General features: G+C 73.0%; 28 protein-coding genes. 18 read left to right on the plus strand and 10 right to left on the minus strand.

The genetic code is table 11. The features are described 5' to 3' along the window. Window position 1: 1 nt before the first annotated feature. Window positions 2–781, minus strand: a complete 780-nt coding sequence (locus ACOJUI_RS02725; RefSeq protein WP_422116572.1) for a hypothetical protein — start codon at window positions 779–781, stop codon at window positions 2–4. Between the two features lie 668 nt (window positions 782–1449). Here ACOJUI_RS02725 and ACOJUI_RS02730 point away from each other — a divergent pair. Then, window positions 1450–1842 (plus strand): hypothetical protein, encoded by a 393-nt coding sequence (locus ACOJUI_RS02730; RefSeq protein ID WP_422116573.1) that lies wholly within the window; start codon window positions 1450–1452, stop codon window positions 1840–1842. An 84-nt stretch (window positions 1843–1926) separates the two neighbouring features. Here the strand turns inward: ACOJUI_RS02730 and ACOJUI_RS02735 are convergent, their stop codons facing one another. Further along, window positions 1927–2400, minus strand: a complete 474-nt coding sequence (locus ACOJUI_RS02735) for a hypothetical protein (protein WP_422116574.1) — start codon at window positions 2398–2400, stop codon at window positions 1927–1929. A gap of 185 nt (window positions 2401–2585) precedes the next feature. Between ACOJUI_RS02735 and ACOJUI_RS02740 the strand changes: the two genes are divergently transcribed. The 10 genes from ACOJUI_RS02740 (at window position 2586) to ACOJUI_RS02785 (ending at window position 11819) form a co-directional block, all read left to right on the plus strand. Further along, window positions 2586–4238 carry a TIGR04028 family ABC transporter substrate-binding protein gene (locus ACOJUI_RS02740; RefSeq protein WP_422116575.1) on the plus strand — a complete coding sequence of 551 codons (1653 nt, stop codon included), beginning with the start codon at window positions 2586–2588 and terminating at the stop codon, window positions 4236–4238. 7 nt (window positions 4239–4245) lie between these two features. After that, the gene (locus tag ACOJUI_RS02745; protein ID WP_422116576.1) at window positions 4246–5232 is read left to right on the plus strand and encodes an ABC transporter permease; all 987 of its coding nucleotides are present in this window, start codon (window positions 4246–4248) and stop codon (window positions 5230–5232) included. After that, a complete protein-coding gene (locus tag ACOJUI_RS02750) occupies window positions 5229–6083 on the plus strand; it encodes an ABC transporter permease (protein WP_422116577.1) in 855 nt (284 codons plus the stop codon). Before ACOJUI_RS02745 ends, ACOJUI_RS02750 begins: the two co-directional genes overlap by 4 nt. Next, window positions 6080–7789: a dipeptide ABC transporter ATP-binding protein gene (locus ACOJUI_RS02755; RefSeq protein ID WP_422116578.1), complete on the plus strand. Its 1710-nt coding sequence runs from the start codon at window positions 6080–6082 to the stop codon at window positions 7787–7789. The genes ACOJUI_RS02750 and ACOJUI_RS02755 overlap by 4 nt, the downstream gene beginning before the upstream one ends. Next, the gene (locus ACOJUI_RS02760; RefSeq protein WP_422116579.1) at window positions 7786–8853 is read left to right on the plus strand and encodes a putative FMN-dependent luciferase-like monooxygenase; all 1068 of its coding nucleotides are present in this window, start codon (window positions 7786–7788) and stop codon (window positions 8851–8853) included. Before ACOJUI_RS02755 ends, ACOJUI_RS02760 begins: the two co-directional genes overlap by 4 nt. After that, on the plus strand, window positions 8850–9386 hold the full coding sequence (locus tag ACOJUI_RS02765) for a CMD domain protein (RefSeq protein WP_422116580.1): 537 nt from the start codon (window positions 8850–8852) through the stop codon (window positions 9384–9386). The genes ACOJUI_RS02760 and ACOJUI_RS02765 overlap by 4 nt, the downstream gene beginning before the upstream one ends. After that, window positions 9383–9976 carry an alkylhydroperoxidase domain protein gene (locus tag ACOJUI_RS02770; RefSeq protein ID WP_422116581.1) on the plus strand — a complete coding sequence of 198 codons (594 nt, stop codon included), beginning with the start codon at window positions 9383–9385 and terminating at the stop codon, window positions 9974–9976. The genes ACOJUI_RS02765 and ACOJUI_RS02770 overlap by 4 nt, the downstream gene beginning before the upstream one ends. Then, entirely contained in the window at window positions 9973–10623 is a 651-nt protein-coding gene (locus ACOJUI_RS02775; RefSeq protein ID WP_422116582.1) for a VOC family protein, read from the plus strand. The genes ACOJUI_RS02770 and ACOJUI_RS02775 overlap by 4 nt, the downstream gene beginning before the upstream one ends. A 345-nt stretch (window positions 10624–10968) precedes the next feature. After that, window positions 10969–11340 carry a hypothetical protein gene (locus tag ACOJUI_RS02780; protein ID WP_422116583.1) on the plus strand — a complete coding sequence of 124 codons (372 nt, stop codon included), beginning with the start codon at window positions 10969–10971 and terminating at the stop codon, window positions 11338–11340. A gap of 116 nt (window positions 11341–11456) precedes the next feature. After that, complete coding sequence (locus ACOJUI_RS02785) at window positions 11457–11819, plus strand: hypothetical protein (RefSeq protein WP_422116584.1); 363 nt, start codon at window positions 11457–11459, stop codon at window positions 11817–11819. Between the two features lie 168 nt (window positions 11820–11987). Here the strand turns inward: ACOJUI_RS02785 and ACOJUI_RS02790 are convergent, their stop codons facing one another. The 6 genes from ACOJUI_RS02790 to ACOJUI_RS02815 form a co-directional block, all read right to left on the minus strand. Further along, a complete protein-coding gene (locus tag ACOJUI_RS02790) occupies window positions 11988–12476 on the minus strand; it encodes a DUF4383 domain-containing protein (RefSeq protein WP_422116585.1) in 489 nt (162 codons plus the stop codon). Between the two features lie 189 nt (window positions 12477–12665). Beyond that, window positions 12666–13526, minus strand: a complete 861-nt coding sequence (locus ACOJUI_RS02795) for an FRG domain-containing protein (protein ID WP_422116586.1) — start codon at window positions 13524–13526, stop codon at window positions 12666–12668. 27 nt (window positions 13527–13553) lie between these two features. After that, complete coding sequence (locus tag ACOJUI_RS02800; RefSeq protein ID WP_422116587.1) at window positions 13554–14558, minus strand: SDR family oxidoreductase; 1005 nt, start codon at window positions 14556–14558, stop codon at window positions 13554–13556. A gap of 43 nt (window positions 14559–14601) precedes the next feature. After that, window positions 14602–15195 carry a hypothetical protein gene (locus ACOJUI_RS02805; RefSeq protein WP_422116588.1) on the minus strand — a complete coding sequence of 198 codons (594 nt, stop codon included), beginning with the start codon at window positions 15193–15195 and terminating at the stop codon, window positions 14602–14604. A gap of 11 nt (window positions 15196–15206) precedes the next feature. Continuing rightward, window positions 15207–16346 carry a zinc-dependent alcohol dehydrogenase gene (locus ACOJUI_RS02810; RefSeq protein ID WP_422116589.1) on the minus strand — a complete coding sequence of 380 codons (1140 nt, stop codon included), beginning with the start codon at window positions 16344–16346 and terminating at the stop codon, window positions 15207–15209. Window positions 16347–16459: 113 nt separating this feature from the next. Then, window positions 16460–17878 carry an FAD-binding oxidoreductase gene (locus tag ACOJUI_RS02815; protein ID WP_422116590.1) on the minus strand — a complete coding sequence of 473 codons (1419 nt, stop codon included), beginning with the start codon at window positions 17876–17878 and terminating at the stop codon, window positions 16460–16462. Between the two features lie 286 nt (window positions 17879–18164). Between ACOJUI_RS02815 and ACOJUI_RS02820 the strand changes: the two genes are divergently transcribed. Both ACOJUI_RS02820 and ACOJUI_RS02825 read left to right on the plus strand, forming a co-directional pair. Beyond that, a complete protein-coding gene (locus tag ACOJUI_RS02820; protein WP_422116591.1) occupies window positions 18165–19304 on the plus strand; it encodes a methyltransferase in 1140 nt (379 codons plus the stop codon). 109 nt (window positions 19305–19413) lie between these two features. Beyond that, window positions 19414–20280 (plus strand): hypothetical protein, encoded by an 867-nt coding sequence (locus ACOJUI_RS02825; protein ID WP_422116592.1) that lies wholly within the window; start codon window positions 19414–19416, stop codon window positions 20278–20280. Window positions 20281–20313: 33 nt separating this feature from the next. On the opposite strand, the gene ACOJUI_RS02830 is transcribed toward ACOJUI_RS02825, so the two are convergent. Both ACOJUI_RS02830 and ACOJUI_RS02835 read right to left on the minus strand, forming a co-directional pair. Beyond that, window positions 20314–20958 carry a dihydrofolate reductase family protein gene (locus ACOJUI_RS02830; RefSeq protein WP_422116593.1) on the minus strand — a complete coding sequence of 215 codons (645 nt, stop codon included), beginning with the start codon at window positions 20956–20958 and terminating at the stop codon, window positions 20314–20316. Between the two features lie 126 nt (window positions 20959–21084). Continuing rightward, complete coding sequence (locus ACOJUI_RS02835) at window positions 21085–21297, minus strand: CsbD family protein (RefSeq protein ID WP_422116594.1); 213 nt, start codon at window positions 21295–21297, stop codon at window positions 21085–21087. Window positions 21298–21447: 150 nt separating this feature from the next. On the opposite strand from ACOJUI_RS02835, the gene ACOJUI_RS02840 reads away from it, so the two are divergent. From ACOJUI_RS02840 to ACOJUI_RS02860, 5 genes are all read left to right on the plus strand, one after another. After that, a complete protein-coding gene (locus ACOJUI_RS02840) occupies window positions 21448–22128 on the plus strand; it encodes a DUF5701 family protein (RefSeq protein WP_422116595.1) in 681 nt (226 codons plus the stop codon). Window positions 22129–22159: 31 nt separating this feature from the next. Further along, window positions 22160–22972, plus strand: coding sequence for a DUF6226 family protein (locus ACOJUI_RS02845; protein ID WP_422116596.1), 813 nt, complete (start codon window positions 22160–22162; stop codon window positions 22970–22972). A 283-nt stretch (window positions 22973–23255) separates the two neighbouring features. Next, entirely contained in the window at window positions 23256–24977 is a 1722-nt protein-coding gene (locus ACOJUI_RS02850) for a carbon starvation protein A (RefSeq protein ID WP_422116597.1), read from the plus strand. Further along, entirely contained in the window at window positions 24974–25291 is a 318-nt protein-coding gene (locus tag ACOJUI_RS02855; protein WP_422116598.1) for a cory-CC-star protein, read from the plus strand. The genes ACOJUI_RS02850 and ACOJUI_RS02855 overlap by 4 nt, the downstream gene beginning before the upstream one ends. Then, window positions 25282–26265: an ArsA family ATPase gene (locus ACOJUI_RS02860; RefSeq protein ID WP_422116599.1), complete on the plus strand. Its 984-nt coding sequence runs from the start codon at window positions 25282–25284 to the stop codon at window positions 26263–26265. Before ACOJUI_RS02855 ends, ACOJUI_RS02860 begins: the two co-directional genes overlap by 10 nt. Window positions 26266–26283: the final 18 nt, after the last annotated feature.

Genomic DNA, 26283 nt, shown 5'->3' on the forward strand with positions numbered 1-26283 from the left:
TCTACGATGACCGGCGAAGGGGACGACGGACGCCGACGCCGCTGATGGGAACCGCATGTCGAACAGGACGCCAGCCGACGTGGACCGGCAGATCGCGGAGATGGACTCCGAGCAGCTCCCGGCCGGCGAGCACGAACTGCACGGAGCGGGGCACTTCGCCGGGCTCTACGCGGCCGAGAACGTCGCGGGGACGGAGTTCGTGTTCGGCGCGACCTTCGTGATCCTGGGCGCCGGGATCTGGGATGTCGTCATCGGCCTGGCCGTCGGCAACCTGCTCGCGGTGCTGAGCTACCGGTTCCTCACCGCGCCGATCGCCACCCGGACCCGGCTGAGCGTCTACACCTTCCTCGACCGGGTCGCCGGGGGCGCGACGACCAAGCTCTACAACGGCCTGAACGCCCTGGTGTTCGCGGTCATCTCGGCGGCGATGATCACCGTCTCGGCGACGGCGCTGCGCCTGATCCTCGACTTCCCCGCGCAGACCGAGCCGTACCCCCACCAGCCTGGGGTTCATCATCCTCGCGGTGGTCTTCGGTGCGGTCGCGGTGCTGGTGGCGGCCTTCGGCTTCAACGCCCTTGCCGAGTTCGCGAGCATATGCGGTCCCTGGCTGATGGTCATGTTCGCCACCGGCGGCATGGTGCTGATCCCGCAGGTCGCCCAGGAGGCCCTCGGCACCACCGTGATGTCGGGATGGGACGACTTCATCACGATCGGCGGCGACACCGTCTTCACGGGCAGGACGCCGGAGGGCGTGGAGGGCATCAGCCTGCTGGGGGTCATCGGCTACGCCTGGGCGGCGAACACGTTCGCCCACGTCGGCCTCATCGACATGTCGCTGTTCCGCTACGCCCGCAAGAGCTGGTACGGCTATCTGTCGGCCACCGGGATGTTCCTCGGGCACTACATGGCCTGGATCGCCGCCGGTTTCATGGGCGCGGCGACCGCGGCGATCACGATGAAGAGCATCACCGTCCTCGAGCCCGGCGAGGTCGCCTACCAGGCCCTCGGGTACGCCGGCTTCGCCGCCGTCATCGTCGGCGGCTGGACGACGGCCAATGCCAACCTGTACCGGGCCGGTCTGGCCGGGCAGGGCGTCTTCCCCCGGATCTCGCGGGCGAAGGTCACGCTGATCATCGGCGCGGTCGTCGTCGTCGCGGCCGCGTTCCCCTTCATCTACCGCGGGTACCTGAACCTGGTGACCTACGCCGGGATCGCCCTGGTGCCGATCGGTGGCATCCTCTTCGCCGAGTACTGGCTCCTGCCGAGACTGGGGATGACGAGGTACTGGGCGCGGTACAAGGGCGTCCAGAACGTCCCCGCGCTGCTGTCCTGGGGGATCCCGGTCGCGCTCGCGGCCGTGCTCGTCGTCTTCGACCTCGCGCCCGTGTACTTCCCTCTTCCCGCCCGCCTGGGTCCTCAGCGTCATCCTCTACGTCCTGCTCGCCCGGATGATGGGGGCGGCCGAGCAGCACCCCGACGGCGAAGCGGCCGACGAGCTCTTCGCCGAGCGCGTCGAGGTGTTCCACGCCGAGCAGGCCCGCAAAGCCCCCGCCGATGTCGAGACCCGGGATCGCCGGACGCTGACCCGAGCACTGATGGCGGTCTGGGTCCTCGCGCTGGTGGTGATCGTCGTGGACGCCCTCGTCGTCCTCGTCTCCAGCCCGGACGTCGCGACCTACGAAGCGCATCGGGACCTGTTCTTCATCATCGCGGCGGTCGGGACGCTGGTCTACTTCGTCGCCGCCTACTGGGAGCTGCGCCGACGCAAGTCCCACACCGCGCAGACGCTGGCTCGGCGCGAGGGACGCCCCGCGGCAGCCGAAGCGGCGCCCGGTTCCTGACGACGGCTGCGCCGCATCTCGAGGACCGTTCGGATCCCGGGGCCCTCAGCGTCGGCGCGTCCCGGACCGCTCAGCGACCAGGGTTCACGCCGAGACCTCGTCGGCTCGCGTGTCGCCGGCGGCCAGGAGGACCTTCTCGGCGATCGCCGTCTCCAGGCTCTCGGCGAGCAGGTAGACGATGCTGGCGCACAGGGGCGCGAGGAGCCATGTGGTCGTGTGGTCGATCAGCGTCCCGATGCCGAGCGCAGCCGCCATGCCCAGCAGCACGGAGACCAGGTTCATGCTGGTGCCGAGCGCGAGCGTCGAGGTGCGGTGCTGGGGCATGGGACGCCGGAAACCCGCGGAGAGGATCCCCTCCAGGAGCGTGAAGGACGCGACGGCCCCACCTGCGAAGAAGAACACCTCCAGCATGGTCGGCGTCCCGGATTTCACCTGCATGACGCCGAAGATGGCCGTCATCAGGATCGAGAAGCCGAACGTGGTGCTCTCCCGGCCCACCGTGCTGCGCAGGCCGCGCACGATCGCGCTGGAGCTGGGGTCCTCTTCGTCTGCTGCCATGGGGGAACTGTAGTGAGTCACGGGCGCGTCGAGTGGCTCGGATCACGCGCCAGGATGCGGTCTCACCTGTACGGATGCCGAACTATGGACGACCATTAGGACATCTTTGATCGGGGTGGTCCACTGAGGCCACCGATCCGCACCGTCCGGGCCCCGCGCCCCATCGCTCCACGAGGAGTTCCGCCATGTCTTCCCTCTCCCGTCGTTCCGCACTCGCCCTCGGCCTCGGCGTCCCCGCCCTGATGACGCTGGCTGCCTGCGGCTCCGAGGGCGGCGGCGAGCAGGCGGCCTCCGGGGAGCCGCAGCAGGGCGGCAGCCTGACCTACCTCGAGCCGCAGACCTGGACCACGCTGTACCCGCCGGCCGCGGGCTTCTACCCCAACGGCGGCGTGGTCAACAACATCACCGACCGGCTGCTGTACCAGAACCCCGAGACCCTCGAGCTCGAGCCGTGGATCGCCACCGCCCTGCCCGAGATCAACGAGGACGCCACCGAGTACACCTTCACGCTGCGCGATGACGCGACCTACTCCGACGGCACCCCGATCGACGCCGAGAACGTGGTGAAGAACTTCGACCTCTACGGCAAGGGCGATGCCGACCGGGCCCTGACCGTCTCCGAGGCGATCAACAACTACGACCACGGCGAGGTCGTCGACGCGACCACCGTGAAGTTCTTCTTCTCCGCGCCCGCGCCGGGCTTCGCCCAGGCCGTCTCCACGATCAACTCGGGTCTGCTCTCCAACGCGACCCTGGACCGCACCGGCGAGCAGTTCGGCCCCGGCAACGCGGTGGACATCATCGCCTCGGGCCCCTTCGTGATCTCCGGCGAGGAGATCGGCACCCAGACCACCCTCGCCGTGCGCGAGGACTACGCCTGGGGGCCGGCCTCCAAGGCGCACACCGGCCGCGCCCACCTCGACGAGATCGTCTACGTCGTCGCCGCCGAGGCGAGCGTGCGGGTGGGCACCGTGACCTCGCAGCAGGCCCACATCGCGCGCCAGATCGATGCCCCCGACGAGCCCCAGTTCGAGGCCGACGGGCTGGTGCTGTACGCCGCCCCCACCAACGGCGTGACCAACTCCCTGAGCTTCCGCTTCCGCGACCCCGCGCTCGAGGACATCCGGACCCGGCAGGCGCTGATCGCCGCGATCGACCGCCAGGCCATCGTGGACACCCTGTTCACGGAGAACTACCCGCTGGCCACCGGCATCCTGGCCGCCAAGGCGCCCGGCTACGTCGACACCTCCGAGAACTACGTCCACGACCCGGCGCAGGCGGCCGCCCTGCTCGACGAGGCCGGCTGGGTCGCAGGGGCCGACGGCACCCGCACCAAGGACGGCGCCCCGCTGCTGCTGACCTTCAACGAGGCGCTCCCGCAGCCCCGCTCGCGCGAGGTCGTCACCCTGCTCCAGGAGCAGCTGGCCGAGATCGGCATCGACGTGCAGCTGCTGCCCGGCGATCAGGCCACCCAGGACGCCGCCCGCCCCGTGCCCGGCGAGCTGCAGGTCTACCACTCCATGGTCGCGCGCTCCGACTTCGACGTGCTGAAGTCCCAGCTCTCCTCCGAGAACCGCGATGCGCTGCTGAACGGCTACCCCGACGGCTCCGTGGGCGACGAGGAGCTCGACGAGCTGCTCGCGCAGATCGCCTCCACGCCCGATACGGAGGGCCGCGCCGAGGCCTCCGCCGCCGCGCAGGCGCACCTGGCCGAGAACGCGTACGTGCTGCCGCTGTTCGAGGAGCCGCAGGTCTACGGGCACGTCGACGCGGTGCAGGGCTTCGCCACCGAGTCCGTCGCGCGCCCGAGCTTCTACGACACCTGGCTCGTGAGCTGAGGTCCCCATGCCCTACGTCCTGCGCCGCATCGGCGGAGCACTGCTGGTGCTCGTGCTCGCCTTCACCGCGGCCTACATCCTGCTCGCCGCGCTCCCGGGCGACGCGGTGCTGGCCCGCTACGGCAACCCGGACCTGGGACTGACCGCCGCGCAGCTGGCCGAGATCCGCGCCGCCTACGGCGCCGACCGTCCCCAGCTCGTGCAGTTCGTCGAGACCGCCGGCTCGTTCCTGCAGGGCGATCTCGGGTACTCGATCCAGAGCGGCGCGGCGGTCTCCGCCCTGCTGGCCGAGGCGCTGCCCTCGACGCTGATGCTGGCGGCGCTCGCCCTGCTCGCCGCCGTGGTGCTGGCCGTGGCGATCGCCGTGATCGCCACCCATCCCGGCCTGCGCGGCCACGCCGTCACCCGGGCGCTGCGGAACCTGCTGCGGGGCCTGCCGCCGCTGATGGTCTCGCTGCCGGTGTTCTGGATCGGCATCGTGCTGATCCAGGTGTTCTCCTTCCAGCTGGGGCTGGTCCCGGTGCTGAACGCGGGCCCCGTCGAATCGCTGATCCTGCCGGTGGCGACCCTCGCGATCCCCATCGCGGCCCCGCTCGCGCAGGTGCTGATCCGCTCCATCGACGAGGTCCTGGCCCAGCCCTTCGTGTCCGTCGCCCGTGCCCGCGGCGCGACCAGCACCTGGCTGCTGAGCCGCACCGTGGCCCGCAACGCCGTGCTGCCCGCCATGACCATGGCCGGACTCCTGTTCGGCGAGCTGGTCGGCGGGGCGGTGGTGACCGAGGCGGTGTTCGGGCGGATGGGCATCGGCCAGATCACCGCCCAGGCCGTCGCGGCCCGCGACACCCCCGTGCTGCTGGCGGTGGTGGTCATCTCCACCGTCGTCTTCGTCCTGATCAACCTCGTCGTGGACCTGCTCTACCCGGTCCTCGATGCCCGGCTGCGCCGCTCCGGCGCCGCCGCCCCCACCCGCAGAGCGGCGGTGACCGTCCGATGAGCACCTCCACCCCCGCCGTCCTAGCCCCCGAGGCCGCCCCCCGCGCCCGGCGCCGCCCGGCCCTGCGCCCCACCGTGGTGCTCTCGGCCCTCGTGCTGCTGCTGGCGCTGGGCTGGGCGCTGTTCCCCGGAGCGTTCACCTCCGTCAGCCCCACCGCCTCCGTCGGCGCCTCCCTGCAGGCCCCGAGCGCCGAGTTCTGGTTCGGCACCGACGCCACCGGTCGGGACGTCTTCGCCCGCGTGGTCCACGGCGCCTCCCACTCGATCACCGCCGCCGTCGTGGCCGTCGCCGTGGGTCTGGTCGTCGGCACGACGATCGGCGTGATCGCCGGCAGCGTCGGCGGCCTGGTCGAGGAGGCGCTGATGCGCCTGGTCGACGTGCTGCTGGCCATCCCCGGCCTGCTGCTGTCGCTGTCGGTGGTGATCCTGCTGGGCTTCGGCACCACCAACGCCGCGATCGCCGTGGGCATCACCTCGATCGCCACCTTCGCCCGCCTCAGCCGCTCCCGCGTGATCTCGGTGCGGCGCAGCGAGTACGTCGAGGCGGCCTTCGGCTCCGGCGGCACCCTGGGGGCCATCCTGTGGCGCCACATCCTGCCCAACTCCGCCGCCCCCGTCGTCGCGCTGGCCGCGCTGCAGCTGGGCTCGGCGATCCTGCAGATCTCCACCCTCGGCTTCCTCGGCTACGGCGCCCCGCCGCCCACCCCCGAATGGGGGCTGCTGATCGCCGAGGGCCGCGACTACGTCGCCACCGCGTGGTGGCTCACGCTGCTGCCGGGCCTGGTGGTCGCCGCGGTCGTCCTGTCCACCAACCGCCTCAGCGACGCCATCGGCCAGGGGAAGCGCTCATGACCACCGACCACGAGATCCGCACCGTGCAGCCGGCGCAGAGCATCGAGCAGCCCCAGCCGCTGCTGGACGTCACCGGCCTCAGCATCGCCTACCGCACCCGCCGCGGCCCGGTCGAGGCCGTGCGCGGCATCGACCTCAGCGTCGCCCGCGGTGCGGTCACGGCGCTGGTGGGGGAGTCCGGCTCCGGCAAGTCCAGCGCCGCCCAGGCCGTGATCGGGCTGCTCGCCGAGAACGGCACCGTCACCGGCGGGTCCATCGCCCTCACGGGCGCCGACGGGGTCCGCGAGGAGCTGGTGGGCCAGTCCGAGCGGGACTGGCGCGAGCTGCGCGGCACCCGCATCGGTCTGATCCCGCAGGACCCCACCAGCTCCCTGGACCCGGTGCGGACCATCGGCGCGAGCGTCGGCGACCCGCTGCGGATCCACGGCTGGCGCGACCGCGACCGGATCGAGGCACGGGTGATCGAGCTGCTCGAGCGCGTCGGCCTCGACGACCCCGCCACCCGCGCCCGCCAGTACCCCCACGAGCTCTCCGGCGGCATGCGCCAGCGGGTGCTGATCGCCGCCGCCCTCGCGCTCGAGCCCGAGCTGCTGATCGCCGACGAACCCACCAGCGCCCTGGACGTCACCGTCCAGGCCACCGTGCTGGACCTCATCGACGAGCTGCGCGAGGCCTCCGGCGCGGGCGTCCTGCTGATCACCCACGACCTCGCCGTCGCCGCCGACCGCGCCGACTCCCTGGTGGTGCTGCGCGGCGGGAAGGTCGAGGAGTCCGGGCCCACCGACCGGGTGCTGTCGGCCCCGTCGGCCGCCTACACCCGCACCCTGCTCTCGGACGCCCCCTCGCTGCGCCAGGTCGTCGAGCGCAGTGAGCACCGCCCGGACCCCCAGGTCGCGCCGCTGGTGCAGGTGCGCGGCCTGCGCCAGGAGTTCCCCGGCCGCGGGAAGGCCGAGCCCTTCGTCGCCGTCGACGACATCTCCTTCGACATCGCCCGCGGCACCACCCACGCCCTGGTGGGGGAGTCCGGCTCCGGCAAGACCACCACCGGCCGCGCGATCGCCGGGTTCCGCGCCCCCACCGCCGGCAGCATCGTCGTCGGCGGCACCGAGGTCACCACCCTCGGCACCGGGCGGGCGCTGCGGACCTTCCGCTCCACCGTGCAGCTGGTCCACCAGAACCCCTTCGGCTCCCTGGACCCCCGCCAGTCCATCGCCGCGATCCTCGAGGAGCCGCTGCGCAACACCCGGCGCGGCAACCGTGCCGAGCGCCGCTCGGCCGCGCTGCACCACCTCGAGCTGGTCTCCCTGCCGCCCGAGGTCGCGAGCCGCCGACCGCGCGAGCTCTCCGGTGGGCAGCGCCAGCGGGTCGCGATCGCCCGCGCCCTGATCCTGCAGCCCGACGTGGTGGTCCTGGACGAGGCGGTCTCCGCCCTCGACGTCACCGTCCAGGCGCAGATCCTGCGCCTGCTGGCCCGCCTGCAGGACGAGCTGGGGCTGACCTACGTGTTCATCTCGCACGACCTCGCCGTGGTCCGGCAGGTCGCCGACACCGTCTCGGTGCTGCGCCGCGGCGAGCAGGTCGAGAGCGGCGAGGTGGCCCGGGTGCTCGGCGACCCGCATCATGAGTACACCCGGCAGCTGCTGGCCGCCATCCCCGGAGCCGCTCGGCACCCCGGTGAGCACCACGAGGAGATCCCCGCCCCATGACCCGCCCGCGCCTCGGCCTGTTCACCCGCCTCCTGGAGGAGGCCCCGGCCGCCGACCGGTACCGCTTCGCCCTCGAGCAGATCGAGCGGGCCGACGAACTCGGCTTCGCCTCCGCCTGGGTCGCGCAGCACCACTTCAACGGCCACGAGGGCGGACTGCCCTCGCCCTTCGTGCTGCTGGCCGCCGCCGCCCAGCGCAGCCGGCGGATCGCGCTGGCGACCGGGGTGGTCACGCTGCCGATCGACGACCCGCTGCGCGCCGCCGAGGACGCCGCCGTGCTCGACGCCCTCAGCGGCGGCCGGGTCCAGCTCGGCATCGCCGCGGGCGGCACCCCGGCCTCCTTCCCGGCCTTCGGCCACGACCCCGCCGCCCGGCGGGAGATCTTCGCCGAGCACCTCGCGATCTTCCGCGACGCGCTGGCCGGGCGCGGCGTGCGCGGCACCGACTCCCGGATCTACCCGCCCGCCGGGGACCTCGGGGAGCGGATCTGGCAGGCCACGTTCTCCGTCGACGGCGGTCGCCGCGCCGGGGAGGCCGGCGACGGCCTGATGCTCTCGCGCACCCAGCCCCGCCCCGAGGGTGAGCACGACCGGCCCCTGCACGAGCTGCAGCTGCCCACCATCGAGGCCTACCGCGCGGCGCTCCCGGCGGGCATCGCCCCGCGGATCCTCGCCTCGCGCACCGCACTGGTGGTCGACGCCGCCGACCGGCCCCGCGCCCTCGAGCTCGCCGAGCCGGGGCTGCGCGAGCTCGCCGCCCTCCAGCCCGGCATCGACGCCGCCCGGGCGAGCCTGGCCGAGCTGATCGCCGTCACCGACACCCACGTCGGCACCGTCGAGGAGGTCACCGAGTCGCTGACCGCCGATGCCACCCTCCCGCGCTCGACCGACGTCTCCTTCCAGGTCCACTCGATCGCCGCCGGCCACGAGCGCACCCTGCGCAGCCTCGAGCTGCTGGCCACCGAGGTCGCCCCGCGCCTCGGCCTCGCCACCGGTCCCGAGGCCGCCGAGCAGCTGCGCACCGCCCACCACGCCCCCGCCACCGCGAACGGATCCCGCCCATGAGCACTCCCGGAATCGACGTCATCGACCACCTGGCCGGGGAGGGGGACGGCGGGCAGATCGCCCGCCTGCGCTCCCTGCGCCCGCAGGCTCGCGAGAACGCCCAGCGCAGCTACGAGGCGCTGCTCGAGCCGGCCGACCCCGGCAGCGTGCCGCTGCGCGAGCGCTACGCGATCGCCGCCCATGTCGCCCGGCTCCACGGCCCCGGCCCCGCCGCGGAGCTGTACCTGGAGAACCTGCGCGACGAGGACCCGGCACTGGCCGAGCGCATCGAGGCGGCTGAGGCCACCGGCGAGGAGCGCCTCGACGCGGGCCTCGCCCACGCCGACCTGCTGGTGCTGCGTCCGCGCGAGGCCGCGCCCGAGCACCTGCGCACCCTCGAGGCGGCCGGCTGGGACGCCGACGGCATCGTCACCCTCTCCCAGCTGGTCTCCTTCCTGACCTTCCAGCTGCGCGTCGCCCACGGGCTGCGTGTGCTCGCCGAGAACCCCGCCCCCGCCGCGCAGCCGGCCCTCACGACGGAGGACGCCCGATGACCCGCCCCGAGACCTTCACACAGGAGAGCCTGGGCTGGGTGCCCTGGATCGAGCCGGTCCCGCGCGAGGACCTCACCGCCGAGCAGGACGAGGCGCTGATGGACGACTTCCGCCGCGCCATGCCGTACTTCCGCCTGCTCGTCCGGGACCCGCAGGCGCTGCGCGCCCGCACCCTCACCGACCAGGACATCTTCTTCAACACCGAGGGCGGCGCGGGCCGCGCCGAGCGGGAGCTCGCCGCCACCGCCGCCTCCCGCACGAACGGCTGCATCTACTGCGCCTCGGTGCACTCGGCCGCCGCGACCCGCGAGTCCGGCCGCCACGACGACGTCCAGCGCCTGCTCGACGAGGGCGTGGGCGCGGACCTGGGCTCCGCGGCCTGGAACGCGATCGCCCACGCCGCCGACGTCCTCACCCACGTCCCGCTCGACTTCGGCCCCGAGCAGATCACCCGCCTGCGCGAGGCCGGCCTCAGCGACGCGGAGATCGTCGACGTCATCAACGGCGCCGCCTTCTTCAACTGGGCCAACCGCCTCATGCTCTCCCTCGGCGAACCCGAGGTCCCCACCCGGAAGAAGGATCGCTCATGAGCGTGCCCCACCTGCTCGACCACGTCGTCATCGCCGGCCCCGACCTCGGCGAGACCGTGGAGTGGTTCCGCGAGCTCACCGGCGTCACCGCCGCCCCCGGCGGCGTCCACCCCACCGGCACCGCCAACGCGCTGGTCGCCCTGAGCGTCGGCGGCGAGCCGCGACCGCACTACATCGAGCTGATCGGCCCGGATCCCGACCGTGCGCAGCCGGAGCTCCCGAAGACCTTCAGCATCGACCGTCTCAAGCGGCCGACGCTGGTGACCTACGCGGTCCATCCCGAGCACATCGAGCAGGTCGTCGAGCGCGCCCGCGCCGCCGGCTACGACCCCGGCGACGTCGAGGACCTCTCCCGGCGCGCTCCCGACGGGACGGAGCTGCAGTGGCGCCTCACCCGCGGCGGCAGGCCCCGCCGCCTGGGGGTGCCGTTCCTCATCGACTGGGGGAGCACCCCGCATCCGGGCCTCGGCGACCTGCCCCGGCTCGAGCTGCTTTCCCTCGAGCGCATCGAGGTCAAGCCTGCCGCCCTCCAGCAGGCCACCGACGCCCTCGGCCTCGGTGACGGGGTGGCGCCGATCCGCGAGGGCCGCGGCTCCCGCTTCGTGCTGCGCCTGCGCACCGAGGACGGGCGCGAGATCGAGATCTGAGCGGCGTCCCCGCCCGGTCGCGCTCACCGCGTACTCGTGACGGGGCGCCCGGAGGCGGATGTCTTCTCGGAATCAGGCGTACATCATGTACATCATGTACGCCTCGCGCGTCGACGAACCATGCCCTGGCGGGATCCAGCCGCAGCCGCCGGGCGCTTGGGCAGGTGGGCCGGGCGCTTGTGGAGATGCGCCGAGCGCGTTGCGGAGGTGGGCCGCGCGCGTCGTGGAGCTGCCGCCGACGCCGCCCGTCGGGGCCCTGCTCGCTCGCGGCGCTCGACGCGACCGGGGGTGGGGCGCGTACCATGCCGGTGACCCTCAGGCCGACACCAACTCAGGGGGACACCAGTGTCCGAGGACAGAGAGCGACGGAACGCCTCCCCGGCCCGCTGCGACGTGCAGGGCTGCGCGCAGCCGTCGAAGGAATGGTTCACCGTCCAGCAGCCGACGTTCAACGTGTGCCACACCCACGGTGAGCGGCTGCGCTCCGGTGAGTCCCACACCGCCCACGGCAGCGAGCTGAGCGTCGGCCTCGACGATCCCGGGGAGCTGCTCGGGGTGCGCTGGTCGAAGACGGCGGAGGCCACCGTCATGGTCCTCAAGCTCGGGCACGACGGCGTCGTCGACCAGGAGGTGCCCGTGCGCGTGACCTCGCAGCTGGCGGACCTGCTGCGGGTCCGGGACGGCTCCCGCAGCATCGACTCCGACGCCTCCCGGTAAGCCCCTTACCCATCGGTTAGTTGGATTGCCGGAGCGGGACCCAGGCCATAGATTGAGCGCGGGCGCTGTACCGCGCCAGCGACGTCGCTGATCAGTCAGCAGAAAAGGATCCTGCCATGCCCGCGCAGCTCGACCCTCCGTGTGCTCCTGATGCTCCCGCCCCGGCGGTGGACGCCTGGCTGCAGCAGATCGTGACGATGGAGAAGGTCGCTCGCCGGTCCCTGCGCGCGACCAAGGGGGTCCTGTCCACGCAGCTGTGGATCGCGGGCACCCAGGAGGAGCCGGCGCTGAACATGAACATCGTCGTGAAGTCCGCCGCCGATCTCATCGCCGTGGTCGACTTCGTGACCGACGACCTGGTGCCCGTGCTCGAGGACATGCAGCAGCGCCCCTTCGCGGAGAACCACCTCGACTTCACCATCGGCGCGGGCGCCGCCACCGGATCCGGCACCGCGCAGCAGATCCTCACCATCACCTGACCCCGGCGCGCAGGCGCCGGACGCCTCGGACACGCCGAAGGGGGGCGGGCATGATGCCCGCCCCCTCCGTCTGTGCGGGGACAGCTCCAGCAGCGCGCGGCGGCTCCGGCAGCCCGCCGCGGCACCCGCGGGGACACGGAGTCACCGTGCCCCTGCGGGTGCCGAGGGTCAACGACGCGTGCGCGCCGGCGCGGCGGCGTCGGCGGTCCGGTGCCGGGGCAGGAAGGACAGCGCGATCATGGTCAGGCCCAGCACGAAGTGCAGCCAGTCGTCGGCCGAGTTCAGCGGCACGAAGTTCGCCATCGACTCCTTGTCGATGACCAGGCCGTAGATCCACAGCACGAGGTACATCGCGCCGCCGATCAGCAGGTAGAGCCACGACCAGTCGGCGCGGCGCGCCAGCGCGATGCCGGCGATGCCGTAGAACAGGTGCACCACGTTGTGGAGGATGGAGACCTGGAAGATGCCCATCAGCATCGCTTCGGAGTGGTGGCCGCCCAGCTCCATGGAGCCGACGTTCGTGGTGATGCCGGGGATGAAGCCGGCGATGCCGACGAGGACGAAGACGACGCCGTGCAGCAGAGCGGCCAGCTGCACCGGCGAGCGTCCGCGGTCACCCGGAGCGCGGTTGGTGGCCGCGGAGTCGTTGGTGGTCATCAGAGCCTCCGATCGTCTGGACTTCACGGGTCACGCGGCCCGGACGCGCACTGTGCGATGTGCGGATGCGCGCCGGACCTTCTCACAGGGGTCTTTCAGGTCCCAGCCTAGGTCTCCGGTTTCCCGGTCCAAAGATCCCCCGACCGGTCGGGTGGTCCGCGCTGACCGGGCGACCACCGCCCCGGCGCGCTACTGCGGCTGCCCGCCCATGCCGGGCGCGGCCGACGGTGAGCCGGGGCCCGGGTCCGGCCGGGGCCCGTAGTAGCGCGTGAGCCAGAGCGCGAGACCGTCGAGGCCGGGGAACAGGATCCGTTCGTTCATCGTGGCCTGGTCCAGGTGGTCGCGGATCCGCCACTTCAGCGCCGCGGGGAAGACGACCTTGCGCACCAGATGCGGATGCTGCTCGAGCCAGTCGCCCAGGGAGGCCGTGGGGTCCGAGACCGCCGAGAACACGGCCGACTGGTTGATGATCCGCTCGTCGAGGGAGGGAGGCTCGAAGAACAGCGGCACGCCGCGCCCGTCGGCGTCCCGGTGGCCGTCGAAGTCCGCGAGGGTGAGGGCGATGTTCGAGAGCATCTCGGTGGTGAACAGCCCCGCGCCCTGCGCGGTGATCTCCTCGCGCAGCGCCGGCGGCAGCAGCTCATGGGCTGCGGCGTAGTCCACGCACCACACCGCGCCCGGGCGGTCGTAGGAGCCCGGGTCCCGGGTCGCGAAGTGCAGCGCGACGTACGGGGAGTGGGTCCAGTCCAGCAGGCGGGTGGGCAGGCCGTGGTGCTGGGCCACGCTCAGCCAGTTCCAGTCGGAGTCCTGGACCACCGCGTCGCGCGCCGCGTACTTGCGGAAGTTGCGCAGGATGTGCGGTTCGATGTCCCGGCTGGCGTCGCCCGCGAGGCGCACCAGACCGGTGTCCAGAGCCTGCTCGGCGTCCTCCAGACCGCGGTAGACGACGTTGATGCGGTACCGCCCGCCCGAGGGCTGCCAGCCGGAGTGGGTCAGCGCCGCGATCAGCCCGTAGAGGTCGTCGTCGCCGATCTCCACCACCGAGGTCATGGCCCGTCGCCCCCGCGCCGCTGCGGCTCAGCGCCGACGGCGGGTCGCGGCCAGCAGCGCGACCACCGCCCCGGCCCGCAGCGCCGGCCGGGCCCCGGGATGGGTCTGCAGCCAGGTGAACGTGCTCCAGCTGCGGGCGCCGGTGGAGAAGTCGCCCTCGGTGCGCTGCTCCTGGTCCCGGGGTGCGAACAGCGTGCCCGGGGAGCCGCCCGGGGTGGGCAGGGAGGAGCGCTCCAGCGGCACGATGCGGGCCATCAGGGCGTCCATCAGCCCCGGACTGAGCGCCTGGCCGAGCGCCATCGTCCGGGCGGCGCCGCCGGCCCAGAGGTCCCGCACCGGGTGCTCGGCCGCGTGGACGACGCAGTCGGCCACCACCGACGGCTGGTAGACCGGGGGCGGCCCCTTCGGTTCGACCTCCATGGTGTTGGCGGCGTTGCTGAAGAACGGGGTGTTGATCGTCGCGGGCTTGATGCTGGTGACCGAGATGCGGTGCTCCCCGTCGGCGAGCAGATCGCGTCGCAGGCCGTCGATCATCCCCTCCACGGCGTGCTTGGTGGCGCTGTAGGCGGTGTGGCGCGGGATGGAGACCCGGCTCTCGACCGAGGAGACCGCGATCAGGGCGCCCCCGCCGGCCTCCCGCAGCCGGGGCAGCGCCACCAGGGCGCCGTGGACGTGACCGAGGTAGTTGATCTCCATCAGCCGCCGGAACTCCTCCGGCTCGGTGTCCTCGAACCGGGCATGGACCATCACCGCGGCCACGTTCACCCACGTGTCGATGCGCCCGAAGGCGGCCACCGCCGCGTCGCCCACGGCCCGGACCTGCTCCAGCTCGGAGACGTCGCAGACCACGCGCACCGCCTCGCCGCCGGCGGCCTCGATCTCCTCCACCAGCGACTGCAGCGCGGCCTCGCTGCGGGCCGCGACGACCAGCTTCGCGCCCCGGGCCGCCAGCTGCAGAGCGCTCTGGCGGCCGATGCCGCTGGAGGCGCCCAGCACCACCACGACCTGTTCCGACACGGGCTTCAGACGCATGATCGACTCTCCTGTGGTGGTGGTTGGTCCGCTGCGGGCCCGGCTACTCGCCCCGGCGGCTGCGCGTCAGCGCCCGCACCGCGAGCAGTCCGGCGCCGCCCGCGGCGAGCCACGGCAGGCCCACCAGCAGTGGATCCAGCCACTGGTGGTGGACGTCGGCGCGGGCGCTGTCGCGCCGGGCGGCGAGCCCGTCGTGGGTCACCTCTCCCTTGATCCCGGTCTCGCCGATCGGGTTGTCGGGGCGGCCCTGGCCGAGCGCCCGCAGCCGGCTCTCGGCCACGTCGACCCGGTCGCCCGCGATCAGCAGCAGCCAGTGGGCGGCGCGGGCCTCGCTGAAGCGGGAGTACGCGTAGCGGCGGATGGCGCCGGACAGGCCGTGCAGCGGGGCGGTGGTCCCGAAGACGGGCGGCAGCATCTGGTGCTCGATGGACCGCTCCCGCGGCTGCTTCTCCTCCTGCCGTTCGGGCAGGTCCCAGTGGGCGCCGGTGGGCAGGGACCGCTCCTTGGGATGCGAGGGGCGGTCGGCGAGGTCGAGGTCGACCCCCCAGCCGGGGATCCGGGCCCGCAGCTCCTGTGCGGACGGTCGGGGCGGGGCGGCCGAGGTGTAGACGGGGATGCGGGGGTCGGCGTCGCTCATGTCGGCTCCTCTCAGGGGACGATGACCGGCTTGATGCAGCCGTCGAGCTTGGCGGAGAAGACGTGGTACGCCTCGGCGATGTCCTCGAGCGGGAAGCGGTGGGTGACGATGTCGCTCGGGGTGAGGTGGCCGTTCTTGATGTGCTCGAACAGCCGCGGCCACTGCCGCTTCGCCGGTGCCTGGTTCATCCGCAGCGTCAGGCCCTTGTTGAGGGCGTCGCCGAACTTCACGGCGCTGAAGATCGGTCCGTAGGCGCCGACGACGGAGACCGTCCCGCCCTTGCGGACCCCGTCGATCGCCCAGTTCAGCGCGATCGGCGAGCCGCCCTGGAGCTTGAGCTTGGCGGCGGTGACGTGCTGGAGGAAGTTGCCGTCGGCCTCGGCGCCCACCGCGTCGATGACGACGTCCGCGCCGAGCCCGTCGGTGGTCCGCTTGAGGTGGACGACGACGTCGTCGAGCTCGGCGAAGTTCACCGTCTCGGCATGGGCGAAGCTGCGGGCCTTCTCGAGCCGGTACTCCAGCTGGTCCACCACGATCACCCGCCCGGCGCCCATGAACCAGGCCGACTTGGCGGCGAACAGGCCCACCGGCCCGGCCCCGAACACCACCACGGTGTCGCCCTCGACGATCTCCCCCAGCTGGGCGCCGAAGTACCCGGTGGCGAGGGCGTCGGTGCACATCAGGGCGTCCTCGTCGCTCATCCACTCGGGGATGATCGAGGGTCCGACGTCGGCGAACGGCACCCGCACGTACTCGGCCTGCCCGCCGTCGTAGCCGCCGCAGGTGTGGGAGTAGCCGTAGATACCGCCGACGGCGGTCGCGTTCGGGTTGACGTTGTGGCAGTTCGAGAAGAGCCCGCGGGAGCAGAAGTAGCACGAGCCGCAGTAGACGTTGAACGGCACCATCACCCGGTCCCCGGGGGAGAGGCTCCGCACCGAGGAGCCCACCTGCTCGACGACCCCGATGAACTCGTGGCCGAAGGTCGTGCTCACCCGCGTGTCGGGCATCATGCCGTGGTACAGATGCAGGTCGGAGCCGCAGATCGCGGCCAGGGTGACCCGGATGATCGCATCGTTCGGATGCTCGATCGCCGGGATGTCCTTCTCCTCGACCCGCACCTTGTACGGTCCGCGGTACGTCATCGCTCTCATGGACGGTCCTCCGCTCGGCGTCAGGTGCGGTCAAGCTAGCACCGCGCTCGCGGGGCGCGGAAGGATCGGCCCCGCTCGCCGACCGATCGGCCGGACCGCGTGGGGCCTCGCCGCTAGAGCTCCGGGGAGACGTTGTAGTTGCCCCGGAACAGGTTCGACGGGTCGTAGCGCTGCTTGAGCTTCTGCAGGCGGCGGTAGTTCTCCTCGCCGTAGATGCGCCGGCTCAGCTCCGTGATCGGGCGGGCCTGCTCGATGCTCTGGAAGTTCACGTACTCCCCGTCCTCGGAGAAGCGGCGCATCACCTCCTGCGCGCGCTGGGCGAACTCCGTGCGCCCGCGGTCCTCCTCGGCCCGGTCCCAGACCCCGAAGATGTTCATCCAGAAGCGGGCCGTGCGGTTCGGAAAGGCGGTGGCGGCGGCCGGCACGCGGGAGAAGGCGCCGCCGAGCCGGTGGATGTCGATGCCGGTCCCGCGGCGGGAGATCTGCGAGGCGAAGGCGATGATGAGGTCCAGCGCGTCCTCGTCGGTGCGGGAGAAGCCGACGTTGCTCCAGAACACCCGCGATCCGGTCGGGAACACCTCGTCGCGGGCGCTCTGCCAGCGGGGCCAGTCCACCGGCCCCACCTCCTCGTGGTCCGGCGCCACCGCCCGGCGCAGCCGCTCCAGCTGCGCGAGGCCGTCAGCGGGATCCGGGCCGAGATGGACGCTGCGCACCATCAGCCACGGCTCCTCGCCCCGTCCGGCGGACGCCGGCAGCACCATGAAGCTCGCCATCGCGGCGGTCTCGTCGGGCAGCGCCAGGCTCCAGCGACCGAAGGCCGCCAGGGCGCGCCGCCAGTGCGGCCGACGGTAGAGCAGGGTGGCACCCAGCACGGTGCGCGGCATCGCCACCGCGCGGAAGGTGAAGGAGGAGACCACCCCGAAGTTCCCGCCGCCGCCGCGCAGCCCCCAGAACAGGTCCTCGTGCTGCTCGCGGTCCACGACGACCTGTTCACCGGAGGCCAGCACCACCTCGGCGCGCTCCAGCGCGTCCGAGGTCAGTCCGGCCGATCGGGCCAGCCAGCCCAGCCCGCCGCCGAGCGCCATCCCGGCCACCCCGGCAGGGCTCACCGCCGCCAGCGGCACCGCCAGTCCGCTCGCGCTGGTGGCCCGGTCGACGTCACCCGCGCTCGCACCGGGCGCGACCGTCACCCGCTGCGAGCTCGCCTCGACCGCCACGGACCGCAGCGCCCCCAGGTCCAGCACGATCCCGTCGTCGACGGTGCCGAAACCGGCGATGCTGTGGCCGGCCCCCCGCACCGCCAGCGGCAGTCCGGTCTCCCGGGCGGCGGCGAGCACGGGGGCGATGTCGCTCGTCGCGGCGGCCAGCACGACCGCGCGGGGACGGCGGTCGATCATGCCGTTCCACACCGCCCGCGCCCGCTCGTACCCCGGGTCGGTGGGCTCGATGAGCGTGCCCCGGATGCTGGCTCGCAGCCGCTCCAGGGCCGGTCTCGCCTCGGGGACCGGATCCCATGCCTCCGCAGCCGCCATGGCCGGAGCACCTCCCTGTGCCGCCGCGGACCGCGCTTCCTGAAGGGCCGGCAGTCGCCCCCGGACAGGTCCGCGTCGTGATTCGACGGTACTCCGGCGGGAAGGGGCGGGGCAAAGGTCCGACCGCCCGGGCGGGCGCGGCGCACGGCCCGGCGGCCCTCCGCCCGCGCTCGCGGATGCGAGAATGTCCGGGCCCGACGAGACGGTCTCGTCGCGAGGCCCGCCCCGCCTGCCACGGCCGCTGTGGCGGGGTCCCTCGCAGCGGCGATCCCCGGGAGCCCACGTCATGTCCACGGTCACCTGGATCGAGCACGGCACCGAGCACACCGCTCGCTGGCGCTCCGAGAACGGCGCCCCGCCGCCCGCCCGCCTCGAGGTCGTCGCCGACGAGATCACCGCGAACGCGGCCCTGCGCCGGCTCCGCAGCGGCACCGCCCTGCTCTGGCGCGGCGACTACCACAACGCCCGCCAGCTGCTGACGGCCGTCGGCCGGCGTCTCGACCAGCGCCGGCCTCCCGAGGGCCTCCGGATCGCGGAGCTCTTCCGCGCCCACCGGGACCAGCGCGCGCAGCGCGCCGAGCTGCTGGGCCGGATCCTCGTGCTGCTCGAGCCGGGAGCGCGCCTGGGCCTGCGCCGCGCCCCCGACGTCGCCGCGGCCTGCCGCGAGGCCTACGGGGAGCCCACCGAACCGACCCTGGTCTCGCTGCCCGAGCTGCTCGGCGTGCTGGGGGCCTGGCAGTGGCAGCAGCAGGGAGTCCCGGTCCCCGCGCTCGGCGAGCGGATCCATCCCCGCCACAGCGTCTTCTCGCCCTCGCGCTCCGAGTACGTCGACCTGGTCGCCCGGGCCCCGCTGCCCGCCGTGGACGGCGGAGCGAGCGCCTTCGACCTCGGCACCGGCACCGGGGTGCTGGCCGCCGTGCTGGGTCGGCGCGGCGCCGCGCGAGTGGTCGCCACCGACCTCAACCCCCGCGCGGTCGACTGCGCCCGCGAGAACCTGCAGCGCCTGGGCCTCGCGGACCGGGTGGAGGTGCTCGAGGCCGATCTCTTCCCGCCGGGACGCGCCGACCTCGTCGTCTGCAATCCGCCCTGGCTGCCGGGGGAGCCGACCTCGGCCCTCGAGCTGGGCATCTACGACGAGGGCTCGGCCATGCTGCGCCGCTTCCTGAAGGAGCTGCCGGAGCACCTCACCGAGCAGGGCGAGGGCTGGCTGATCCTCTCCGACCTCGCCGAGCACCTCGAGCTGCGCAGCCGGGCGGAGCTGCTGGGCCTGATCGAGCAGGCCGGGCTGGAGGTCGTCGGCAGCGACTCGACGCCGGCCCGCCACTCCCGCGCCGCGGATGCCCGCGACCTGCTCCACGCCGCCCGCCGCCAGGAGGTCACCACCCTGTGGCGGCTGCGCCCGGTGGCGCGGACCACAGCGGTGTGATCCCCCGGTCACCGGCGTCGGCGCAGGCCACAGTGACACCCCTGTGATCTTCAGGGGAGTTCGGCGCCGCTGCTTGCGCACTCCTCCGCTGCGGGTCGACAGTCGGAGCATGAGTACCCCTGTGCGCGATCAGTCCCGGCCCGAGGGCGAGGAGGACCTCGCCCCGGACCCGAAGGACCTCGAGGTCAAGAAGCTGTCCCCCTCGGGACTGGTGATCAGCGGCGCGGCCGCGGCCACCGCCTCCGTGGTCGGCGGGCAGCTGGGCGTGGCCGGGACCGTCATCGGGGCGGCCCTGACCTCGGTGGTCTCCGCGGTCGCGCTCGCGCTGTACTCCGACTCGGTGCACCGGGGCTCGGCGAAGCTCAAGCAGGCCACCCTCCGGGGTGCCCAGGTCAAGGACCGTCCCGGCCCCGCGGGCCGCGGCGAGGCCTTCCGCTCCCGCACCGCGGCGTCGGGCTCCGGCGCGGCGGCCGACGGGACGGGCGGGACCCCTGCGGGGCCGCCGCCAGCCACCGGCCCCGGCCGGCGCCGGGTGCTGAAGACGGTGCTGCTGGCCCTCGGGATCGCGCTGATCGGACTGCTCGCGGTCTTCGGGATCCAGCGGGTGACCGGCACCGAGCTGTCCCCGGGCACCGGGCAGATCCAGCGGACCGTCGGCGACAGCGACGCGGTCGCGCCCCGCGAGGACTCGGGCTCGCAGCCCGACGCCCCGGAGGACACCGAGCAGCAGGATCCCGTCGAGGACGGCGTGCCGGTGCCCGAGGAGAGCGAGAGCCCGCAGCCGGGCGACCAGGCCCCGGCGGACGAGGACGAGGTGGAGGTCGACACCCCCGCCCCGGCCGAGCAGGCCCCGGCCCCGGGCACCGAGGATGGCGGCACCAGCGGTGAGGGCTCCGGCGGCGGGAGCTCCGGCGCGGGCGACTCCGCACGCGCCGACAACGGCTCCTCCGAGGGCAGCGGCGCCGGCACCGAGTGAGCCGCCCTCGGCCGCGCGCGAGGTCCGGCGTCCTCAGCGCCGCCAGAAGAAGCAGTGCGTGATGCCGCTCGGTGCGGCGACCTGTTCGAGGTGGAACCGGTCGGTGAGCTCCTCCGGGCGCTCCCAGAGGCGCAGACCCTCACCGAGCTCGAGCGGTGCGATCGCCACGTGCATCTCGTCGACGAGATCGGCCTCCAGGAACGCGCGGAGCGTGGTGACCCCGCCGCCGATCCGCACGTCCTTCCCGTCGGCCGCCTCCCTCGCCTGCGCGAGCGCCTCCTGGCAGCTCGCGTCGAGGAAGTGGAAGGTGGTCTCGCCCAGGCTGAACGAGGGGCGCGGGTGGTGGGTCAGCACGAACACCGGGGTGTGGAAAGGGGGCTCCGCGCCCCACCAGCCCGTCCACTCCTGATCGGTCCAGGGTCCGCGCTGGGGCCCGAACTTGTGGCGGCCCATGATCTCGGCGCCGATGTTCCGGGAGAAGTCGCGGGTGAGGTAGTCCTCCAGGCCGCGGGTACCGCCGGGGTCGGTGCGGCCGGGCCAGTGGGCGGTGGCCAGGGCCCAGCCGTGCAGGTCCATGGGGTCGACATGGCCGAAGGGGCGCTCGAGGCTCTGCTCCCGCCCGGCGCCGATGCCGTCGCGGGAGACGGCGAAGTTCTGGATGCGGACGCGCTGCGTCATCGCGGGGTCCTCTCGAAGACCGTCGGGCGCACCATGATGCTCCCGAGCGCCCCCGATGTCACGGGGGACGAGGAACGGGGCGGCGACCCGTGGTCACCGCCCCGCCGCAGACTCGGCGCGTGCTGGTCAGCGGTCCTTCTTGTCCTTGTCGAACAGACCCGAGGCGGCGCCCTTGACGGTGTCGCGGGCGTCCTGGACCTTGTCACGGGCCTCGGCCTTGCCCTGCTCGGTCTGGCCCTCGGTCTCGGTCTGCTTGTCGCCGGTGAGCTTGCCGAGGCCCTCCTTGGCCTGGCCGCCCAGCTTGTCCTTCGTGTTCTCGAACTTCTCGTCGGTGCTCATCGCTGCCTCCTGATGTCGAGCGGGTACGTCGGTCGCGGTCCAGTGTACGAAGCGCGTTGCGCGCAGCGCCGACCTCCCGGTCGGACGGCGATGGTGGCTCCGGTCGGCCCTGGTGATGAGCGGGCGGGAATACGCGGGCCCCCGGTCCCGTTGATCACTGGCCCGTCCCGCCTGCCCCGAGGAGCTCCCATCACCCGGTCCCGCGCCGTCCTGCCCACCCTCGTCGAGCAGGCCCAGCGCCTGCTGGACCTCGACCTGCACACCGTTGCCGGCCTCGCTGCGGACGCGCTGTCGCAGGCCGCCGAGCGCTGGGGGAGCGAGCGCACCGATGCGCTGCTGGCGATCGACCCGGCTCTCGCACAACCCTCGACGCTGGCCCCGCTGATGCGCCGCGGGGACAGGCCCGGCTTCGTGGTCGAGGACATGACCGACGTCGACCGCTTCGCGCCCACCGGCATCGAGCCCACCGGCCAGGCGCTCTACCTGGTCGAGGACGTCGACCGCGGCGATGAGTTCGCGGGCGCCTCCCCGGCGGAGGCGCTCGCCGAGCTCACCGGCCGCGGCCGCACCCCGCTGCTGCTCAGCGAGGGCCTGCTGTGGGTGCTCCAGCAGCCCGCGGCCCTGGAGCGCAACCGCTGCTTCATGACCATCGGCTCCCGGCGCACCAAGCCCGACGGCACGCTGGATTCGCGCACCCCGGCGCTCTGGATCAGCAACGGCAGCGGCCGCGACGGGCGCGAGCGCCGGGACGCCCCGAAGCTCGGCTGGTGCTGGTGGAACAACCGCCACACCTGGCTGGGCATCGCCTCCGCGGCCGGGCGCAGCGCCTGACGCGAGCGCGCCCGGGCAGTACTGTGCCCGCATGACCGCACCCGCCCCGTGGTGGCGCACGATGAACGACACCTGGCGCACTGCCGCGCACGAGAACCACGAGATCGCCGAGATGCTCGCGGCCGGCGCCGTGGAGCTGCTGTCCGACCAGGTCATATCGCTGCTCGACGAGGTCGAGGCGGTGTTCGTCGACATCGGCGCCGACACCCCCGGCTGGGAGGACCCCCACCGGGAGCCGGACGGCACCCTGCGCGAGGTGCTCGTCGAGGAGTACAGCCGCTGCCTCGACCCGGAGAAGCACCTGATCCTGTGGTCCCGCGCCGAGGCCTGGACCCGCGTGCTCACCGCACGCGGCTGGGCCGGGGAGACGATCCACGAGGATCCGGCCGAGGTCCGCTGGCTGCCCGCGCCGTCGGCCACGCTGTGCCGGACCACGGGGCTGCATCCCGCCCGCATCGGCGCGCACGTGCTCGTCCTGGCCCGCACCGCGCCCGATGACGCCGCGAGCCGGGCGGAGCGCCCCGGCGCCGAGGCCCTGCTCCCAGGTCTGGTCATCGGCCTCGGCGACCCGGCGATGCCCGTGGAGACGCTCCCGCAGTGCGGCTGCGATGCGTGCGACAGCGGCTCTGCGGACCTGCTGGAGACCCTCGATGTCGAGATCCTCTCGATCGTCGACGGCTCGTCGGAGATCGCGCATACGCCCGCGGGGTACTCCAAGCGCAGCTCCTTCAGCGCCGAGAGCGGGACCGGCGAGGGCTGGCCCGCTCTCACGGCGAGCGTCACGGCAGGAGCCTGGGCAGAGGGCTGGAAGAGCCGCCGACTGACCCCCGACACCCCACTCTGAGCCCGGCGCGCGGCGCCCGACCGCCTCCACGACGTCGTTGCGGGCGTGAGCTGAATGCTCCGCAGCCGGTGAGGTCACGCAGGCGGCAGTTCTCCGGTGGGCGCGCCCCCGCCGCCCCGCGGCCTGAGCCCCGGCGTCCTCAAGGCCTCGCCCCCACCACCCGCCGCCGTCGGCTACGGTGACTCCTATCGCGCGCGACGGGGACGCGAGAGGTGTCCGACGGGGTCGTCGGCCCTCGCCCGCGCCCCGTCGTGGACCTTCCCCCACCCGACAGGACCGTCCCGTGAACTCCCTGATCCTCGCCGTCGTCGGCGTCGCCATGATGATCGCCGGCTACCTCCTCTACTCCCGCTTCCTCGCCCGTCGCGTCTACAAGCTCGACGCCGGCTTCCGCACCCCCTCCCATGAGCTGCAGGACGGGGTCGACTTCGTCCCCACCAACAAGTTCGTCCTCTGGGGCCACCACTTCACCTCGGTCGCCGGCGCCGCGCCCATCGTCGGGCCCGCCGTCGCGGTGATCTGGGGCTGGCTGCCCGCCTTCCTCTGGGTCACCCTGGGCACCGTCTTCTTCGCCGGCATGCACGACCTCGGCGCGCTGTGGGCCTCGGTGCGCCACCGCGGCCAGTCCATCGGCACGCTCTCCGAGCGCTACATCGGCAAGCGCGGCAGCCGGCTGTTCCTGGTGGTCATCTTCCTGCTGCTGCTGATGGTCAACGCCGCCTTCGCCGTCGTGATCTCCGGGCTGCTGGTCTCGACCCCCACCGCGGTGATCCCCACCTGGGGCGCCCTGGTGGTGGCCGTGCTGATCGGGCAGGCGATCTACCGCCTGAAGTGGAACCTTCCGATCGTCTCCGTGGTCGGCGTGGTGGCGCTGTACGGGCTGATCCTGCTCGGTGACCGCTTCCCAGTCGTGCTGCCCGAGACCGTGCTGGGACTGTCGGCCGAGGCGTTCTGGATCCTGGTGCTGTTCGTCTACGCGGGCATCGCCTCGATGCTGCCGGTGTGGGTGCTGCTGCAGCCGCGCGACTACATCAACGGCCTGCAGCTGTTCGTCGGACTGGGTCTGCTGTACGGCGCCGTGCTGATCTTCCGCCCCGACGTGGTCGCCCCCGCGATCAACGCGAACGTCCCCGAGGGCACCCCCGGGATCATGCCGCTGCTGTTCGTGACCATCGCGTGCGGCGCCATCTCCGGCTTCCACGGGATCGTCTCCTCCGGCACCTCCTCCAAGCAGCTGGACAAGGAGACCGACGCCCGCTTCGTCGGCTACTTCGGCGCGGTCGGCGAGGGCCTGCTGGCGCTCGGCGCGATCATCGCCACCACCGCCGGCTTCCGCACCCTGGCCGACTGGGAGGAGGTGTACTCCGCGTTCAACGAGGGCGGGGTCACCGCCTTCGTCAACGGCGGCGGCACGATCCTCAACGCCGGCCTCGGCATCCCCACCTCGCTGTCCGCGACCATCCTGGCCACCATGGCGGTGCTGTTCGCGGCCACCACCATGGACACCGGGGTGCGCCTGCAGCGCTTCGTGGTCCAGGAGATCGGCCTGATCGCGAACGTCAAGCTCGGCACCGCGCTCGCGACGGTCATCGTGCTGGCGGTCTGCCTGGGCCTCGCCTTCGGTGCGGGGGCCGACGGCTCCGGCGGCATGATCATCTGGCCCCTGTTCGGCACCACCAACCAGATCCTGGCGGGCCTGACCCTGTCGATCCTCGCGGTGATGCTCATGCGCCGACGCCGGCCGGTGCTGCCGATCATGATCCCGCTGCTGTTCGTGCTGTTCGTCAGCGTGTACGCCCTGCTGATCCAGCTGGGCGGCTTCTACCGCGACGGGAACTGGCTGCTGCTGATCATGGACCTGGTCATCCTGGTCGCTGCCGTGTGGGTGATCGTGGAATCCGCGATCGCCCTGAACCGGGCCCGCAGCAGCGAACCCGACCTCGACGAGCCGGTCGCCGTCGACGCCGGGGCGGCCGGGCCCGGCGAGGACGCCGGCAGCCGATGACGGCATCGCCTCACCGTGCGGCCGAGGGGACCGCTCGCGGCTCCCTCGGCCGCACGGTGCGCGAGCGCTGGCGGGCCCTCAGCCACGGCCTGCACGAGTTCTACGTCGCCCCCTACCGCCGCACCTTCGCCCGCGCCCAGCGCGACGAGGACGACCTGTTCCGCCTGCTGGTGATGAGCGAGATGTTGGGCGTGCCCAATCCCGCCTCCTCCTACACCGCGGAGCTGCTGCCCGTGCTCTACGACAGCTTCCATGACTGGCACCGGCGGATGGGCATGGAGCGCTCGCCGCTGGAGGACTTCCGATGCTGCTGAGCCTGGCCGCACAGCGCCGCGTGCTGTTCCTGGGCGGCAAGGGAGGAGTCGGCAAGACCACCGTCGCCTCCGCCACGGCGCTCGCCGCCGCCCGAGCGGGCCGCCGTGTGCTCGTGGTCTCCACCGACCCCGCCCACAACCTCGGCCACCTCTGGGCCCAGCGTGTCGGCGACCGGATCACCCCGCTCGGCGACGGCGCGGGCGGTCGCCTCGACGGCCTCGAGATCGACCCCGACGCCACCACCGACCAGCACCTGCGCGAGGTGGGGCACACCCTGAAGCGGCTCATGCCCGGGCACCTCGCCGGTGAGGTCGACAAGCACATGGAGCTCTCCCGCCGCTCCCCGGGCACCCATGAGGCGGCGGTGCTGGAGCGGATGACCGAGCTGGTCGAGAAGGGTCTGCGCGACTACGACCTGGTCGTCTTCGACACCGCGCCCTCCGGGCACACCGCCCGCCTGATGGCGCTGCCGGAGGTGATGACGGCCTGGACCGACGGGCTGCTGCGCCGCCGCGAGAGCTCGGAGCAGCTGGGCGCGGCGATGCGGGGCCTGGACGCGCCCTCCATCCTCGGCACGCCCCAGCCCCGCGACCCGATCCAGGAGCGCGACCAGGACATCCGCTCGATCCTGCTGCGCCGCCGCGACCGCCTGGCCGGCCTCCGCGCGGTGCTCACCGACGCCGAGGTGGCGTCCTTCGCGATCGTGCTCGCCGCCGAACGGCTGCCGGTGCTGGAGACCATCGAGCTGCACCGGGAGCTGACCCGCACCGGCGTCGAGGTGGGCGCGCTGGTGGTCAACAAGCGCTCCCCGGGCGATCGCGGCGACTTCCTGGCCCGGCGCCGCGCCGTCGAGGACCAGCACCTGATCACGCTCCGCGAGGCGCTGCCCGCGGTGCCGCTGCAGGAGCTGCCGCTCGGCCAGGAGGATGTCGTCGGCCCCGCGGCGCTCGAGCGGTTCGCGCAGCTGCTGTAAAGGGCCCGGTGCCTCAGG

The organism is Brachybacterium sp. UNK5269, assembly GCF_049266655.1.
GTDB lineage: Bacteria > Actinomycetota > Actinomycetes > Actinomycetales > Dermabacteraceae > Brachybacterium.